11 protein-coding genes are annotated in these 14,940 nt (G+C 57.0%); 2 read left to right on the top strand and 9 right to left on the bottom strand.

From position 1 onward, the window contains the following. Positions 1-48: 48 nt before the first annotated feature. Together leuC and SJY29_RS01610 are read right to left on the bottom strand one after the other, a co-directional pair. Entirely contained in the window at positions 49-1,452 is a 1,404-nt protein-coding gene (gene leuC / locus SJY29_RS01615; RefSeq protein ID WP_400086026.1) for a 3-isopropylmalate dehydratase large subunit, read from the bottom strand. Between the two features lie 216 nt (positions 1,453-1,668). Continuing rightward, positions 1,669-2,631 carry a calcium-binding protein gene (locus SJY29_RS01610; RefSeq protein ID WP_400086023.1) on the bottom strand — a complete coding sequence of 321 codons (963 nt, stop codon included), beginning with the start codon at positions 2,629-2,631 and terminating at the stop codon, positions 1,669-1,671. 177 nt (positions 2,632-2,808) lie between these two features. Here SJY29_RS01610 and SJY29_RS01605 point away from each other — a divergent pair, with 177 nt between their 5' ends. Then, positions 2,809-4,179, top strand: coding sequence for a mechanosensitive ion channel family protein (locus SJY29_RS01605; RefSeq protein WP_400086021.1), 1,371 nt, complete (start codon positions 2,809-2,811; stop codon positions 4,177-4,179). Positions 4,180-4,195: 16 nt separating this feature from the next. Here SJY29_RS01605 and SJY29_RS01600 read toward each other — a convergent pair whose 3' ends face one another. Beyond that, positions 4,196-5,377: a DegT/DnrJ/EryC1/StrS family aminotransferase gene (locus tag SJY29_RS01600; RefSeq protein WP_400086018.1), complete on the bottom strand. Its 1,182-nt coding sequence runs from the start codon at positions 5,375-5,377 to the stop codon at positions 4,196-4,198. A gap of 326 nt (positions 5,378-5,703) precedes the next feature. Here SJY29_RS01600 and SJY29_RS01595 point away from each other — a divergent pair, with 326 nt between their 5' ends. Next, positions 5,704-6,987, top strand: coding sequence for an MFS transporter (locus tag SJY29_RS01595; RefSeq protein ID WP_400086016.1), 1,284 nt, complete (start codon positions 5,704-5,706; stop codon positions 6,985-6,987). 48 nt (positions 6,988-7,035) lie between these two features. Here SJY29_RS01595 and acs read toward each other — a convergent pair whose 3' ends face one another. From acs to SJY29_RS01565, 6 genes are all read right to left on the bottom strand, one after another. After that, on the bottom strand, positions 7,036-8,994 hold the full coding sequence (gene acs, locus SJY29_RS01590) for an acetate--CoA ligase (protein WP_400086013.1): 1,959 nt from the start codon (positions 8,992-8,994) through the stop codon (positions 7,036-7,038). Positions 8,995-9,249: 255 nt separating this feature from the next. Next, complete coding sequence (locus tag SJY29_RS01585; protein WP_110279746.1) at positions 9,250-9,474, bottom strand: DUF1127 domain-containing protein; 225 nt, start codon at positions 9,472-9,474, stop codon at positions 9,250-9,252. A gap of 145 nt (positions 9,475-9,619) precedes the next feature. Further along, positions 9,620-10,276 carry a hypothetical protein gene (locus SJY29_RS01580; protein WP_400086010.1) on the bottom strand — a complete coding sequence of 219 codons (657 nt, stop codon included), beginning with the start codon at positions 10,274-10,276 and terminating at the stop codon, positions 9,620-9,622. Positions 10,277-10,403: 127 nt separating this feature from the next. After that, positions 10,404-12,692: a glycosyl hydrolase family 28-related protein gene (locus tag SJY29_RS01575; RefSeq protein ID WP_400086007.1), complete on the bottom strand. Its 2,289-nt coding sequence runs from the start codon at positions 12,690-12,692 to the stop codon at positions 10,404-10,406. Between the two features lie 122 nt (positions 12,693-12,814). Next, entirely contained in the window at positions 12,815-13,216 is a 402-nt protein-coding gene (locus SJY29_RS01570) for a DUF4864 domain-containing protein (protein WP_400086005.1), read from the bottom strand. Positions 13,217-13,285: 69 nt separating this feature from the next. Continuing rightward, a complete protein-coding gene (locus SJY29_RS01565) occupies positions 13,286-14,857 on the bottom strand; it encodes a lysine--tRNA ligase (RefSeq protein WP_400086002.1) in 1,572 nt (523 codons plus the stop codon). Positions 14,858-14,940 lie beyond the last annotated feature (83 nt).

The raw sequence follows: 14,940 nt of genomic DNA, 5'->3' as shown, positions 1-14,940 counted from the left end.
GCCTTCTTCGCGAAGAAAGCCCCCGCAAGGGGCTGATGAGCGCGCCGCTTACATCAGTTCCCGCACATCGGTCAGTTTGCCGGTAATAGCCGCTGCCGCCGCCATCGCCGGTGACATCAGGTGCGTGCGTCCGCCGCGCCCTTGCCGTCCCTCGAAGTTGCGGTTCGATGTGGCCGCACAGCGCTCACCGGGTGCCAACTGGTCAGGGTTCATCGCCAGACACATGGAACAACCCGCAAGCCGCCATTCGAAACCGGCCTCTTTAAAGATATCTGCCAGCCCTTCCTCTTCGGCTTGCGCGCGCACAAGGCCAGAGCCTGGCACAACCATCGCACGTTTCACGGCGATCTTCTTGCCTTTCAGGATCTCCGCCGCAGCGCGCAAATCCTCGATCCGGCCGTTCGTGCAGGAGCCGATAAAGACGGTGTCAATTGCGATGTCCTTCAACGGCGTGCCCGGCTTGAGGTCCATGTAATCGAGAGAGCGCTGTGCCGCACCGACTTTGCCGCCGGTGAAATCTTCCGCCGCAGGCACATTTGCCGTGATCGGCAGCACATCCTCGGGCGAGGTTCCCCATGTCACCACAGGGGCAATGTCCTCGCCTTTCAGCGTGACAACCTTGTCGAAATGCGCACCTTCATCTGTATAAAGCGTGCGCCAATAGGCCTCTGCGGCCTCCCATGCGGCACCTTTCGGCGCATGCGGGCGGCCTTTGCAATATGCGAATGCCTTCTCGTCAGGCGCAATCAGACCGGCCCGCGCCCCACCCTCGATGGCCATGTTGCAGACCGTCATGCGGCCTTCCATGGACAGATCACGGATTGCTTCGCCGCAGTATTCGATCACATAGCCGGTGCCGCCTGCGGTGCCGGTCGCACCGATCACGGACAGGGTGATGTCCTTGGCGGTCACACCGGGGCGCAGTTTGCCGGTGATCTCGACCTTCATGTTCTTGGATTTCTTCTGGATCAGCGTCTGTGTGGCCAGCACATGCTCCACTTCCGAAGTCCCGATGCCATGTGCAAGCGCACCGAATGCCCCATGGGTCGCCGTATGGCTGTCACCGCAGACCACCGTCATGCCGGGCAGGGTCCAGCCCTGCTCGGGACCGACGATATGCACGATGCCCTGGCGCACGTCAGAGACGGGGTAATAGTGAATCCCAAAGTCCTTGGCGTTGGTATCAAGGGCGGCGACCTGAATGGCGCTGTCCTCGGTCATGTTCTTGGGGTCATCACGGCCCGGTGTTGTTGGTACGTTGTGGTCCGGCACGGCGATTGTCTTTTCGGGTGCGCGTACCTTGCGGCCCGCCATACGCAGCCCCTCAAAGGCTTGCGGACTGGTCACTTCGTGCACCAGATGGCGGTCAATATACAGCAGGCAGGTGCCGTCTTCGGCTTCGTGGGCTACATGCGCATCCCAGATTTTATCATAGAGCGTTTTGGGGGACATTGTCCTCTCCCGTATCAAAATGTCAGTGGTCGTCAGGCGTGCGGAAACAGGCGGGCGCTACCCGCGTGCAAGGATCGTGCTGCGCGCACCAAAGAACCGCCAAGGCAGGCGTGCGCGATCATCCATGTCAAAAACCTTTTTCATGAAGGATCAGATACACGCGCCAAGTCCAGCTCGCAAGAGGGGGACTTGGCGAAGCGCATGGCAAACAAGAGGTCAGGCCGGTACGACAGGTCGCGCAGCGATAACGTCATTGAGAAGCCCTACCGGGTCATCAAGATCAGCCTCTTCCGTCAGGACAACCTCGATATTGGCGGACCCGAGCTGTGCAATTGTTGCCCCTTGTACGAAGGCACTCGACGCTTCAGAGGACACCGGAATATCGCCGGGACCCACAAAAACCGCGTCAATGCGCACGCCCGATATGCCATCCACTGTTGTTTCAGTGAGTGTGACATCGACATCAGGCGGTGTGCCGCCATCGGCGACGTAATCAATGGTCAGCGTGAGCGTATCCCGCTCCGGATCAAAGTCTGTGATCGTTGCCTCGGTCAACTGCGCATCAGAAACGTTAGCCATGACATAGAAGTCGTCATTCAAACCACCCCCTGCTTCCATCGTCGCATCACCGGTCATCAGGATCAGCTCATCATCGCCGGCATTGCCGCGTATTTCGCCACCTTCACCCCAGATAAAGATCGTATCATCCCCATCATCGCCACGAATGAACTCCGGATCTCTTTCAGGGTTCGCCCCTGTCGTACCTTGCCCGCCAAAAATCAGATCGTTCCCGTCGCCACCGGCAATAAAGTCCGCATCGGCTCCACCGTCGATTTCATCATCATCTGCGCCCCCGAAAATGCGATCATATCCGTCGCCGCCAGACAGTGTATCCGCCCCCGGACTGCCCAGAATATTGTCGTCACCAGCACCGCCATCGACAATGTCAGCGCCCTCGCCAGGGCGAATTTCATCGTCACCGCCGTTGCCGTTGATCGTATCATCACCAAGAAACCCGCGGATCAGGTCATTACCTTCGGTGCCTTCCAGTTGATCGTTCTCGAATGTGCCGTCGATCTGCGACTGGTCTTCCGTCCCTTCATCATCGTCGTCACCACCAAAAAGCGGAACAAGCAGGGCACCGCCCGCAAGCAACAGAAGCAGAAAACCAATTTCCATCGAAGAATTCTTTCACCAAATCAAAAATCTATCAAAACACTAACGTCACAGAAGCGGTGTCGCAAGAATGTAAACACTTCAAAAACGGCAACAAAGGCGTCCTCCAGGGATCGGCCACTTGCCCGTATCGCCACCACATGCGACGCTATCCGTCAGGACCAATAGATCAGGATCAATATGGCCCAGCACACCAGCACACCGACCACACCAAGCGCGAGCGAACCCTTCGAGGCGCCGCTCCAAGAGGTCATCACGATCAGCACTGATCTGTTCACGCAGGCGCAGGTCTTTGTGGAAAGCATGTTCCGGACGTGGAATCTCTATCAGATTCTGATTGCTTTGGCCGTGTTCGCAGCTGCGCATCTGTTGCGCACCATTCTGGGGCCACGCATTCGGGCCTGGATGGGTTCACGTGAAAACTGGCCGAAGTGGCGCATGCGGATTCTGGTCGTCGTGCACCAACGGCTGCGTGCGATTTTCTTTGTATCGCTCATTTGGTTCGTCGTTTTTGCCATGCGCGAGGTCACTTGGCCCAGCCGGAGCTATCTTCTGAGTGTGATAGGCACCCTGGCGCTGGCGTGGCTGCTGATTGTCTTTGCCACGCGCCTGATCAAGAGCCCTGCCCTGCGCAGATTCGTCCGCTATGGCGCATGGACATGGGCAACCCTGCAAATCCTGGGCCTTCTGGATGTGGCCGAACGTTTGCTGGACAGCATCGGGTTCACCATCGGGGATATCCGTTTCTCGCTTCTCTTGCTGGTGCAGGGTCTTGTCATCCTTGGCGGTCTGATCGCACTGGCGCGGTTCTTTACGACAACGACCGCCAGCAGGATCAAGGCCAATGAGGACATCAGCCCCTCGATGCAGGTGCTGATCGTCAAGGGCGTACAGATTGCCTTTTACGGCGCGGCATTCTTTGTCGGCGTTCGCGCCCTCGGGATCGACCTGACAGGCCTTGCGGTGCTGTCTGGTGCGATCGGTGTCGGCCTTGGTTTTGGTTTGCAAAAGGTTGTCTCAAACCTTGTGTCGGGTGTGATCATCCTGCTCGATAAGTCGATCAAACCCGGCGATGTCATCAGCCTTGGTGACACCTTCGGCTGGATCAATTCACTGGGTGCGCGCTATGTTTCGGTGGTCACGCGCGACGGGCGCGAATACCTGATCCCGAACGAGGACCTGATCACCGGACAGGTGGTGAACTGGTCACATTCAAACGAATTTGTCAGGCTCGATATCTTCTTTGGCACGGCCTATCACGACGATCCGCACGCAGTCCGCAAGATCGCGATCGAGGCCGCACAAGGGGTGGACCGTGTGCTCAAAACGCGGCCCACTGTCTGCCATATCGTAGGCTTTGGGGATAGCTCGGTGGATTATATCCTGCGCTTTTGGATCAGGGACCCGACAGGGGGGCTGACGAATATCCGCGGCAACGTCTATCTGGCGCTCTGGGATGCCTTTGCTGAACACGGCATCAGCATCCCGTTCCCGCAGCGCGAGGTGAAGCTTCTAGAAAGCGAACAGGTGAATGTGCGGATGGGCGACTAGATCGCCCGATCTGCGGTCAGGCCGCAGCCTTATCCATCACGTCACGCACCGCAGAAAGCAGGACGTCAGCAATGATGTCACATTCCTTCAATGTCAGCCGCGCGGGCAAACGCACGTCGCAGGCCCGCATCAGCATGGCCCGGGTCTGCGGAAGATCACCCGTGTGATCAAGAAACTCCCAGTTCCAGAAAGCGCGGGCGTTATCGGCTGACTGACCGAAAATCTGGACTTTCAGCCCATTGGCCGCACATGCCGCAGCGAAGGCTGCGCAGTCTGCCTCGGCCATCTGGGCAAGGTTGAACTGGATCGAGTCTGGCGCACGGCGCTCTCCTTCCAGCGGCGCAGGCACGTCGAACCAAGGGCAGTCGTTCAGACGCGCCGCCACATGGTCATGATTGCGCAGCCCGTCACGGACGCGACGTGGCAGTTCTTCCAGTTGCGGGCGAATGATCGCGGCAGACAGGTTGGACAGGCGCAGATTGTAAAGCGGCAGCTTGTTCTGCCATTTCTGCATAATGTCATGGGGCACCACATGTTTCATCCATGTGTGCTCATATGCCCCCGACATGATAATGGCGCGCGCAACGCTGTCTGCATCATCGGTGACCAGTATCCCGCCTTCACCCGCATTCACCATCTTGTAGCTTTGAAAACTGAAACAGCCGATCCTGCCAATGGTGCCGATTTTGCGGCCCTTCCAGGTGGTCCCGAGCGAATGGGCGGCGTCTTCGATGACAGGCACAGCGCGGGCTGCACAAAGTGCCATGATGGCGTCCATGTCCGAAGTATGGCCCCGCATATGCGAGATGATGACGGCATCCACCGCTTCGAGTTTCGCTTCAAAATCGGCAAGGTCGATCCGGTAATCCGCACCGCATTCAACAAGTACAGGCACGCAATCCGCGTGAACCACAGCAGACGGCACCGCAGCAAAGGTAAAGGCGGGGATCAGGACCCGCGCACCCTTTGGCAGGTCAAGCGCCTTAAGCGACAGAAACAGTGCCGCCGAACAGCTCGAGACAGCCAACGCGTATTTCGTCCCCATCATCGTCGCGAATTCCTGCTCCAGCAGGGAAACAGGTGCATTTTCCGGGGCGGTATAGCGGAACAGGTCACCAGAATTGAGCAGGCGCTGCACCTCATCAAATGCAGCCTTCGGGATCGGTTCCGCGGAATAGACGTCTGGGCACTGCTTCATAAGGATTCCTCTTTTGCTCCTATCACTGGTCAATCTTTATAACAGAACAATGACACATGAACCCAAGACGTGGCCGCTCTTGTTGAGATAGCGGAACATCTTGCGCGAAGTAAAGCTGCTGAAAAGCGAACAGTTGAACATGTGGTTCGGGGATGGAAAGGCATAACGCAGGTTTACAAAAGAAGCAGACAGGCAATCCATTCTGACCGCGGTGCTGCCGGTCTCTGCAGCGGTGGCAATCTCCGAAAGCGACAACGGGTCGTAATTGGCAATGCACGCCAAGAGAGCCTGTGCACACTGGCGTCAACATCGCTTGAGCAATAACTATGCACGAACGTCGCATTCCAGAGTGGCTACGCCATGCCCCGGCACCCAGCGTGCGCGGATTTGCCGTTCTGGCAGGTACAGAAGCTATTGCCAGAGGTATCTTGATCTCGGTTTTCCCGCTGGTGATGTATGGTGCCCTTCAGGATGCTGCGGTCGTCTCGGAGGTCTATTTTGCAATCGGGTTGGTGTCTCTCATTGTGGGATTGTTGATCCCATATCTCATAAATTTCATTCCCAGACGTTGGATCTATACCATCGGGACCTTGATGTTTTCCGCAGGCGCTCTGCTGGCAACGTTTCAGTCCCCGCATACCGTGATTGCCGGCCTCGCGTTAACGACGGTTGCGACCGTAACGACGTTTGTCTGCTTCAATGCCTATGTCTTGGATTATGTGGCCAAAGTGGAACTTGGCCAGCTCGAGACATCACGTCTTCTCTATAGCGGATTGGGTTGGACAGTTGGCCCAGCGTTTGGCGTATATCTCTACAAGTGGTGGGCATTCGCACCCTTTGGCATTGCTGCTGTGGCCGCAATCGTGATGCTGTTGACGTTCCTCGCCATGCGCCTTGGAAACGGAAAACTCATCACAAAGCGCACGCGCCCTCCGGCCAATCCGTTTGCGTTCTTTAACCGCTTTTTTGCGCAACCACGCTTGATTACCGGCTGGCTTTTTGCGGTCATCCGGTCCTGCGGTTGGTGGGTCTACGTTGTATACCTGCCGATTTATGCCGTCCAGAACGGGTTGAGCGAACAGTTGGGCGGCGTAGCCCTTTCCATTTCGAATGCGGCGCTTTTTCTTGCCCCCCTGATGCTGCGCTTTATGAAAAGCAAATCGGTCCGAACGGCTGTGAGGACGGGTTTTGCGATGTCTGCGCTCTTGTTCGTGATGGCAGGGCTGCCCCATGGCATCCCGCTATTTGCAGTCGTTTGCCTGATGGCGGGATCGTTCTTTCTGATACTCTTGGATGTTTCTGCGGGCCTGCCGTTCCTGCTTGCAGTCAAGCCATCCGAACGTACCGAGATGTCGGCAGTCTATTCCAGCTTTCGCGACGTGTCCGGAATTGTGACCCCAGGCGTTGCCTGGCTTGTCCTGCTTGTTGCCCCGATTTCGGGGGTCTTTGTGGCGGGTGGCGCAGGATTGTTCTTCGCCTGGGGATTGGCAAGCAAGCTTCATCCAAGGCTAGGCCATGCCAGGATCGTTATCGAAGGCATGTCCCGCGTGCCAGACACAGCTGACAATCCGGTCAGCCCGCAAAGTGAAATGGCTGTCGGACGGGCATAAAAAAGCCGCGCAGCGATGCGCGGCTTTTTTTCCTGACAAACCTGCGATTTATCCGCGGTTCATCCTGTTTTCGATCAGATCGTCCACGACGGACGGATCAGCGAGTGTGGAGGTATCACCCAGCGCCCCGAAATCATCCTCGGCGATCTTGCGCAGGATGCGGCGCATGATCTTGCCCGAGCGTGTTTTTGGCAAACCGGGGGCCCATTGCAGCAGATCAGGCTTGGCAATAGGGCCGATTTCGGTGCGGACCCAGACTTCCAGTTCTTTGCGGAGTTCATCTGATGGTTCTTCGCCGTTCATCAGCGTGACATAGGCGTAGATGCCTTGGCCCTTGATCGCGTGCGGATAACCCACAACCGCAGCCTCGGCCACTTTCGCGTGGGCGACCAAAGCACTTTCCACCTCGGCCGTGCCCATCCGGTGACCCGAGACGTTGATCACGTCATCGACGCGGCCTGTGATCCAGTAATATCCGTCTTCATCGCGCTTACAGCCGTCACCGGTGAAGTAGTAGTTCTTGTAGTCGCTGAAATACGTCTTCTCGAAACGCGCATGATCGCCCCAGACTGTGCGCATCTGGGCAGGCCAGCTATCCTTGATGCACAACACACCTTCGGCGGCGGTCTCGTGGATCTCCTCGCCCGAGGTTGGTTCCAGAATAACGGGCTGGATGCCGAAGAAAGGCAATGTCGCAGAACCCGGTTTGGTCGCTGTCGCGCCCGGCAGCGGTGTTAACAAGTGACCACCGGTTTCGGTCTGCCACCACGTGTCAACAATCGGCGCGTTGCCCTTGCCGACAACATCATTGTACCAGTTCCACGCCTCGGGGTTGATCGGCTCGCCCACGGTGCCCAGCACCTTGATGTCGGACAGATCATATTTTTCGACAAAGCTGTTGCCCTGCGCCATCAACGCGCGGATTGCGGTCGGGGCGGTGTAGAACTGGTTGACCTTGTGCTTTTCGCACACGGCCCAGAACCGGCCCGCATCAGGATAGGTCGGCACGCCTTCGAACATGATCGTTGTCGCACCATTCGCCAAAGGTCCGTAGACGATATAGCTGTGCCCCGTCACCCAGCCCACATCAGCGGTACACCAGAAGATATCACCGTCGTGATAATCGAACGTGTATTGCTGCGTCATGGACGCATAGACCAGATAGCCACCGCTGGAATGCACGACGCCTTTGGGCTGACCGGTGGAACCGGACGTGTAGAGAATGAAAAGCGGATCTTCGGCGTTCATTTCCTCGGGCGGACAATCAGCGCTGACCTTTTCTTCCATTTCGTGCAGCCAGTAATCCAGATCACCGCGCCATGCGATTTGCTGGCCGGTCCGTTTGACCACAAGACACTTCACGTCGTTGTAATCGTTCAGCAGGGCCTGGTTCACGCTGTCCTTGAGGTTTGTCACGCGGCCACCACGTGGTGCCCCGTCAGCGGTAATCACAACCTTGGCGTCGCAGGCGTTAATACGCGCGCCCAGCGCCTCGGCCGAGAAACCTGCGAACACGATAGAATGAATCGCACCGATCCGCGCACAGGCCAGCATCGCATAGGCGGCCTCGGGGATCATTGGCAGATATAGGACAACGCGGTCACCCTTGCTGACACCCATTTCCTTCAGCACATTCGCCATGCGCGAGGTCTTCTCGTGCAGCATGTTGTAGGTAATGTGCAGCGCCTCATCATCGGGGCTGTCAGGCTCCCAGATGATTGCGGTCTGCTCGCCGCGCGTCGCAAGATGGCGGTCGATGCAGTTGGCACTGACGTTCAGCGTACCGTCTTCATACCATTTGATATCAACCGCACCGGGGGCAAAGCTCGTATTCTTGATGCGGGTGTAAGGTTTGATCCAGTCGATCCGCTTGCCATGCTCGCCCCAGAACGCCTCAGGATCATTGATCGACGCAGCGTACATCGCGTCATAAGTCGCCTTATCGGCATGTGCCCCTGCCGCCATTGCGGATGATGGTGGATAGATTCCGGCTGATTGATCGGTCATGGCATGTCCCCCCTGATCACTTCTTAACAACCGCGGGCACGCGCCCGACGGCCTCCTCGCCGTGCATCATGGCGAAAATGTGATCGAATCCAAGTCTCGTCGGGGACAACCTGGACGGTTTGTAAAAACAGCACGGACCGCAAAGTCACATCAGTCAACAATTTTACAGATGCCTTGCGCAAACAGATGTCCTACGCAAAGTGACACACGCAACCGGGGCCGCCGCGCGTGGCGGCAGCCCAAAGTGCAGAACGCTTATGCGTCGTGGCGGAATGTCATGCTGACCACATCAGCACGTGTCAGACCCTTGGCGCGCAGTTCTTCTTCCGGAATGTCCCAGATCGCCTGAATTGCCTTTGTCCGTGAATTGCTGACAGCCATGCTCTCAAGTATGGAGCCTATCGTGCGAAGTGGTTTCATGACCAGTTCGGCCAGCATTTCGCGGTTTGAAATCAGTGTGTTGTCGGGTTGGAGAGCCATGTTGCGCCTCGTCAATATATGTCTGTCCTCCCGCAACGAGAGGTAGGGTGATGACGACGGGACGGCAACGGTCAAAAAATGCAAACCCACCATGCAGATACTGCATGGTGGGCTGTTCTCTCATCATTTAGGGCCTAGAAATATATCACTTCTTGACGTCGGTTTTCCCATCCCAGGGCGCATCGGGGACAGTGACCGCCTTGGCGCGCTTGGTCGCTGTAGGCATGGGTGCTGGCGTCGCCGCATCGGGTTTTGCGGTAACCGCCGCAGGTGCAGCAGTGACCGCGGGCTTGGTTGCTTTGGCCTTGGCCTTTGGGGCGGCCTTCTTTGACACAGGCTTTGCCTTTTCAGCTTTTGCCGGTGCAGGAGGCGTGGCCGGTTTCGTTTCAACTGCAGGCGCTGATGCGGTCGTGGCTACAGCTTTCTCATCTGGCTTGGGCGCGGATTTGACCGGCGCCGCGACCGCGACTTTCGCAACTGGCGCAGGTTTCACGTCAGCTTTTGGTGCCGCCACGGACGCGACGATTTTTTTCGGTGTAGCCTTCTTTGCTGCCACTTTCTTCGGGGCCGCCTTCTTGACAGTGACCTTCGCTTTCTTGGCGACTTTCGGCTTGGCTGGCGCGGCCTTTGCCTTGGCGGCAGGCTTGGCAGGCGCGTAGAGCATGCTGCCACTCATCAGTGCGCGCTGCGCGACCACCATCTGGTCAATCATGGTATCCGTCAGGCGCATTTGCTGACCGATCACTGCACTGGCGATCTGCATCCCCTGTGCTGTCATTGAAAGTGTCACTGCCGGTGTCATAATGGCTCCCTCTTTGGCAAAACCCTATTTCACACACAGTATACACCATTTATTTCGCAAACGCAGCATTATTCTGCGGCGCAGCAAAAGGATGCCGATGAAGCCCCTTTTGCTGCGCTTGTCCACCCTAGTCCGTCTGGTCCATCCGTACTGAATAGCGCACCTGCCCTTTCACGGGTTGGCTCCAATTCAGATGGACATCGCGCAAGCTGGAACCCTGTTCACCCTCAGCCCAAGGCAGATCATGCACACGCGTGTCGCCAGTATTTGTGATTGCCCCATCCGGCATCACGCTCTCAACCGTCAGCGCGCGCCCCGCAAAGGGCAAGGCCGTGGCCGTTTCCATCACCCAGGTCGTGGCCTCGGTTGCCTGCGTATGGGTCAGGACCGCCGGATTGGACACGGGCTCGTTCACATTGTGGAATGTGTTTCCAGTAAAGACAAAGCTGCGGGTCCGGCTGTAATCCAGATCGGCAAAGGTCGTATCCACATGCTCGACCCGGTCAATGCGCCCGTTGAGCGACCGGAACACATTGCCGATAACGGCAAAGCCATTGATGAAATGGCCGGGTCCATAGGGTTTGATCACGATGAAATTGAACCAGTCCGCCACATCATTTGTTGTGAACATATTGCCTGTGATCGTCAGGCCGCCAAAGGAAAACTGCGCGCCAAAGGCCGGTGTCGCATCATGCTCGTTCGTCCATTCGATAAAGTTGTTGTCGCAGTAGTTGCCGGTGAAAATGCTCTTGGGGTTTGGCAGGGTCAGGACGATCCCGCCCATCCGCACGCCATTGACCTCATCATCCCCGTGGAACCAGTGGTTGCCTGTAATCAGGTTACCAGAGCCGGCCAAAACGCAGAAATGCTTGAACTTGCTGGTGCGGTTGTCGCGGATCTTGACGTCATTGGCGTTGGCGTTAAAGCCGATGCTCACGCGGCTCGCCACCGGCACAGACTGCTCTTCCGAAATCAGCTGGCAACGGTCAATCATCATGCCCTGACACCCACGGCCCGGTGACGTAAGGCCACGGTCTTTGGGCCGGTTGATAAAGCAGTCACGCACATGGAACGTAAACCCGTCAGGCGCCAACATGATCCCGCTTGCGATACCCCGTCCCTGAAATTCGATATCGTCAAGGATGAACTGGCTGAATTTCTCGTAGCCTGAAAAATCGAGCATGTACTGAAAGCGCGAAAAGGTGAAAACCTGCGTGCCTTCCGCATCAAAGAGCGGGAGGCTGAGTTCGAGTGTCTGTGCCGCTTCATTAACCGCAGTCACATAGATCTCACGACCGACACCATTGCCCTGCACCAAAGACCCCACCGGGATGCTTGTGATATTGACCACATTGGTCAGACGCTTGTCATCGCTGGCAGAATAGGTCGCTTGCGACGTCACTTCGACCGTATCCCATGCCGCACCATCAGCGGGCTGGAACTGGCCATTGCGGATCACACGGCGGGTTTCAAAGCGGGTGCGTGACGGGTCTGCGGCCTGCATATCCACTGGCTCGGTCAGCAAGACGCGGCGCCCGCACAAATCAAGCGAATCGTGATCGGCAAAATTGATCAGGGCTTGATAGGCCTTTTTGAACGCCAGTTCTTCGTCCTGAAACGCCTTGAAATAAGTGTCGTAATTATAATCCTTCTGCAAAATAAACCGGTGTTCGGGCGCTTGGACAATCCGCCCCTCGAACTGGATACGGCTTTCGATTGTGACGTTGTTTTCCAAAAGGTAATTGCCGGCAGGCACCATGACGGTGCGGCCGTTCGCTGCGGCATCGGCAGCGTTGAACGCGGCACTATCGTCGGTCACGCCGTCACCTTTCGCACCGTAGTCGCGCACATCCACCATACTCACCAGATCGCGCGTAAAGGCAGCTGTCACATCGGTGATCGTAATATCATCAAGCCGCACAACGCCGCCTGTCGGCCCTGTCAGGTCAATGCCGAAATGGCCATATTCGGCACCGGTCCACACCAGATCGACACCGCCACGATCCGCCGTGGCAACGATGGCTGAAACCTCAACCACCTGACCATAGCTTGTCAGCTGCCGCGCGGCGCCGAAGGTCGTGACACCTGCAAGCTCCACACCGCCGCCCTCGCCAGGCCAACCGGCAATCCGCACCGCAGGCAAAGCGCCCGCAACCGCCTTGACCCGCGCAGTGATCTGCAAATAACACCCCGGAATGATCGGTGTTTCACCTTTGTACCGCACCCGCTGTGTCGGGTCGATTTTCAACAGTTCCAGACATCCTGCGAAATCCTGATCCGCGGCAACGAACACACCGGAGCCACTCGCGGCGTATGAGTCCGACCCTGGCGTGCCGTCCGTGCTCGACCAGAGCGCCAGACCTGCAGAAAACGGCAATGGATCGAAAACGATCCCGTCGGTGATAGCTTTGTTCATAAAATGGCCCCTGAAGCTTGGAAAACAAAAGGCCCGGCGCAAACCGGGCCACCTGTGCAAGGGGTAACGTCAAGATTTAAACAGCGGCTGATGGCACCGTCACGCAGGGCTGCGCAACGCAGCTAGGCACCGACATCGGGTGCGGGCAATAAGCGCACACCGTTGATTTGCCAACCCTGTGGTGTCTCGATCATCTGATAATCCAGAATATGCAAACCGCCCTGCGCATCGCGCACCATCACCTTCTGCCAGATCATGCCACCCAGATCGCGCAGTTCCAAGAACCGCACATCAGCATTGTCCCACACCATGGGATAACCCTGCTGGACCATCATGCCAAAATTGCCCGGATCGCCGAAAAGGCGCTTGATATTGGGGCTGGCGTATTGCCACGCCTCGGAAATATCGCGGTCGTTGAAGGCCTCGAGCTGATTGCCGATCACTGTTTCAATCGCGTCGCTGTCCTGCGCAAAAGCCGCAGTGGCCACCATCCAGAAGCCGAAAACGAATGCCAATATGCGCATGATCCGCGCCCTCCTGTGATCTCTATTTATAAAAGATACGCAGGAAAGCGCGGATTAGTTTCAAAAATCTTATTGTGCCGCCAATTGCTGCTCGATCAGCGCGATGGTTTCATCCACACCGTAAAGCGCAATAAAGCCGCCAAACCGCGGACCCTGCGAGGCGCCCAAAAGCACTTCGTAAAGGGCTGTGAACCAGTCGCGCAGCGGCTCGAACCCGTGCTCTTTACCCACTGCAAAGACCATCGTTTGAAGCTCCTCTGCATCCAGACCGCCATCCCACGCCTTCAAGCGATCCGCCAGTTCGGTCAGCGCCGCGCGCTCTTGATCGGTCGGTGCACGGAACACTTTCGTCGGCTTCACAAAGTCGTTGTAATAGCGCACGGCAAACCCTGCAGCCTGATCCATCTGCGGGTTCTTCTCGGCGGACGCATCCGGCGCATAACGCTGGATAAAGCCCCAAAGCGTGTCCTTATCTTCGGCACCGGACACAGAGGCGAGGTTCAACAACATCGCGAACGGCACCACCATGTCTGAGGCAGGCACATCGCCACCGTGGATATGGAACACAGGGTTGTTTGCACGTCCTGCGTCATCCTGCGTGGCATAGGCGCGCAACTGCTGGTGATACTCATCCACTGCCTTCGGGATCACATCGAAATGCATCCGCTTTGCCGTTTTGGGCTTGAGGTACATGAAATAGCTGAGGCTCTCGGTCGAAGCATAGGTGAGCCATTCATCAATCGAGATGCCGTTGCCGGACGATTTGGAAATCTTCTGACCCTTCTCATCCAGAAACAGCTCATAAGAGAAGTGGTTCGGCTTACGCCCGCCCAAAATCTCGCAAATCCGGTCATAGATCGCGGTATTTGTGGCGTGTTCCTTGCCGTACATCTCGAAATCAACGTCCAAAGCAGCCCAGCGCGCACCGAAATCCGGTTTCCACTGCAATTTCACATTGCCACCCGTTACAGGCAGGGTCCATTCGCGCCCATCAGGGTCGTCGAAAGTCACCTCACCCTTCTCGCCATCCACATGCTTCATCGGCACATAAAGCACACGCCCCGTCTCGGGATGGATCGGCAGGAATATGGAGTAGGTCTCCTGACGCTCTTCGCGCAGGGATTTCAGCATGACTGCCATGATGTCGTCATAACGGGCGGCGGCGCGCAGCAGGATTTCGTCGAACTGACCCGACTGATAAAACTCGCGCGCAGAATAGAACTCGTACTCGAACCCGAAAGTGTCGAGGAACCGCCGCAACATCGCGTTGTTGTGGTGACCAAAGCTCTCATGCGTTCCAAAGGGATCAGGCACCGATGTGAGCGGCTTGTGCATATGCTCGGCCAGCATCTCTTGCTGGGGCACATTGCCCGGCACTTTGCGCATTCCGTCCAGATCGTCGGAAAAACAGATCAGTTTGGTGGGAATATCCGAAATCACCTCGAACGCGCGGCGGATCATGGTCGTGCGCAGAACTTCACCGAATGTTCCGATATGCGGCAAACCCGATGGGCCGTAACCTGTTTCAAAGAGAACATACCCCTTTTCAGGCGGCTTTTTTTCATACCGTTTGAGCAATGCGCGCGCCTCTTCAAAGGGCCAGGCCTTCGACGTCATCGCTGCTTCACGCATACTGCTCATGTCTCATCTCACATTCTGGGGGCAAATCATTGTGATCGCCGCAACGCGCACTCCCTATTGCGAGACAGGCGAGGCGTCAATAA

The organism is Yoonia sp. R78084 (genome assembly GCF_044595625.1).
Classification (GTDB): Bacteria; Pseudomonadota; Alphaproteobacteria; order Rhodobacterales; family Rhodobacteraceae; genus Yoonia.
Note: the sequence above shows the minus strand (reverse complement) of the source record. Positions and strands in the feature narration are given on the sequence as shown.

Coding starts and splice junctions, on each gene's coding strand:
- leuC (WP_400086026.1), bottom strand. CDS start 1,452: ATGTCCCCCAAAACGCTCTATGATAAAATCTGGGATGCGCATGTAGCC.
- SJY29_RS01610 (WP_400086023.1), bottom strand. CDS start 2,631: ATGGAAATTGGTTTTCTGCTTCTGTTGCTTGCGGGCGGTGCCCTGCTT.
- SJY29_RS01605 (WP_400086021.1), top strand. CDS start 2,809: ATGGCCCAGCACACCAGCACACCGACCACACCAAGCGCGAGCGAACCC.
- SJY29_RS01600 (WP_400086018.1), bottom strand. CDS start 5,377: ATGAAGCAGTGCCCAGACGTCTATTCCGCGGAACCGATCCCGAAGGCT.
- SJY29_RS01595 (WP_400086016.1), top strand. CDS start 5,704: ATGCACGAACGTCGCATTCCAGAGTGGCTACGCCATGCCCCGGCACCC.
- acs (WP_400086013.1), bottom strand. CDS start 8,994: ATGACCGATCAATCAGCCGGAATCTATCCACCATCATCCGCAATGGCG.
- SJY29_RS01585 (WP_110279746.1), bottom strand. CDS start 9,474: ATGGCTCTCCAACCCGACAACACACTGATTTCAAACCGCGAAATGCTG.
- SJY29_RS01580 (WP_400086010.1), bottom strand. CDS start 10,276: ATGACACCGGCAGTGACACTTTCAATGACAGCACAGGGGATGCAGATC.
- SJY29_RS01575 (WP_400086007.1), bottom strand. CDS start 12,692: ATGAACAAAGCTATCACCGACGGGATCGTTTTCGATCCATTGCCGTTT.
- SJY29_RS01570 (WP_400086005.1), bottom strand. CDS start 13,216: ATGCGCATATTGGCATTCGTTTTCGGCTTCTGGATGGTGGCCACTGCG.
- SJY29_RS01565 (WP_400086002.1), bottom strand. CDS start 14,857: ATGAGCAGTATGCGTGAAGCAGCGATGACGTCGAAGGCCTGGCCCTTT.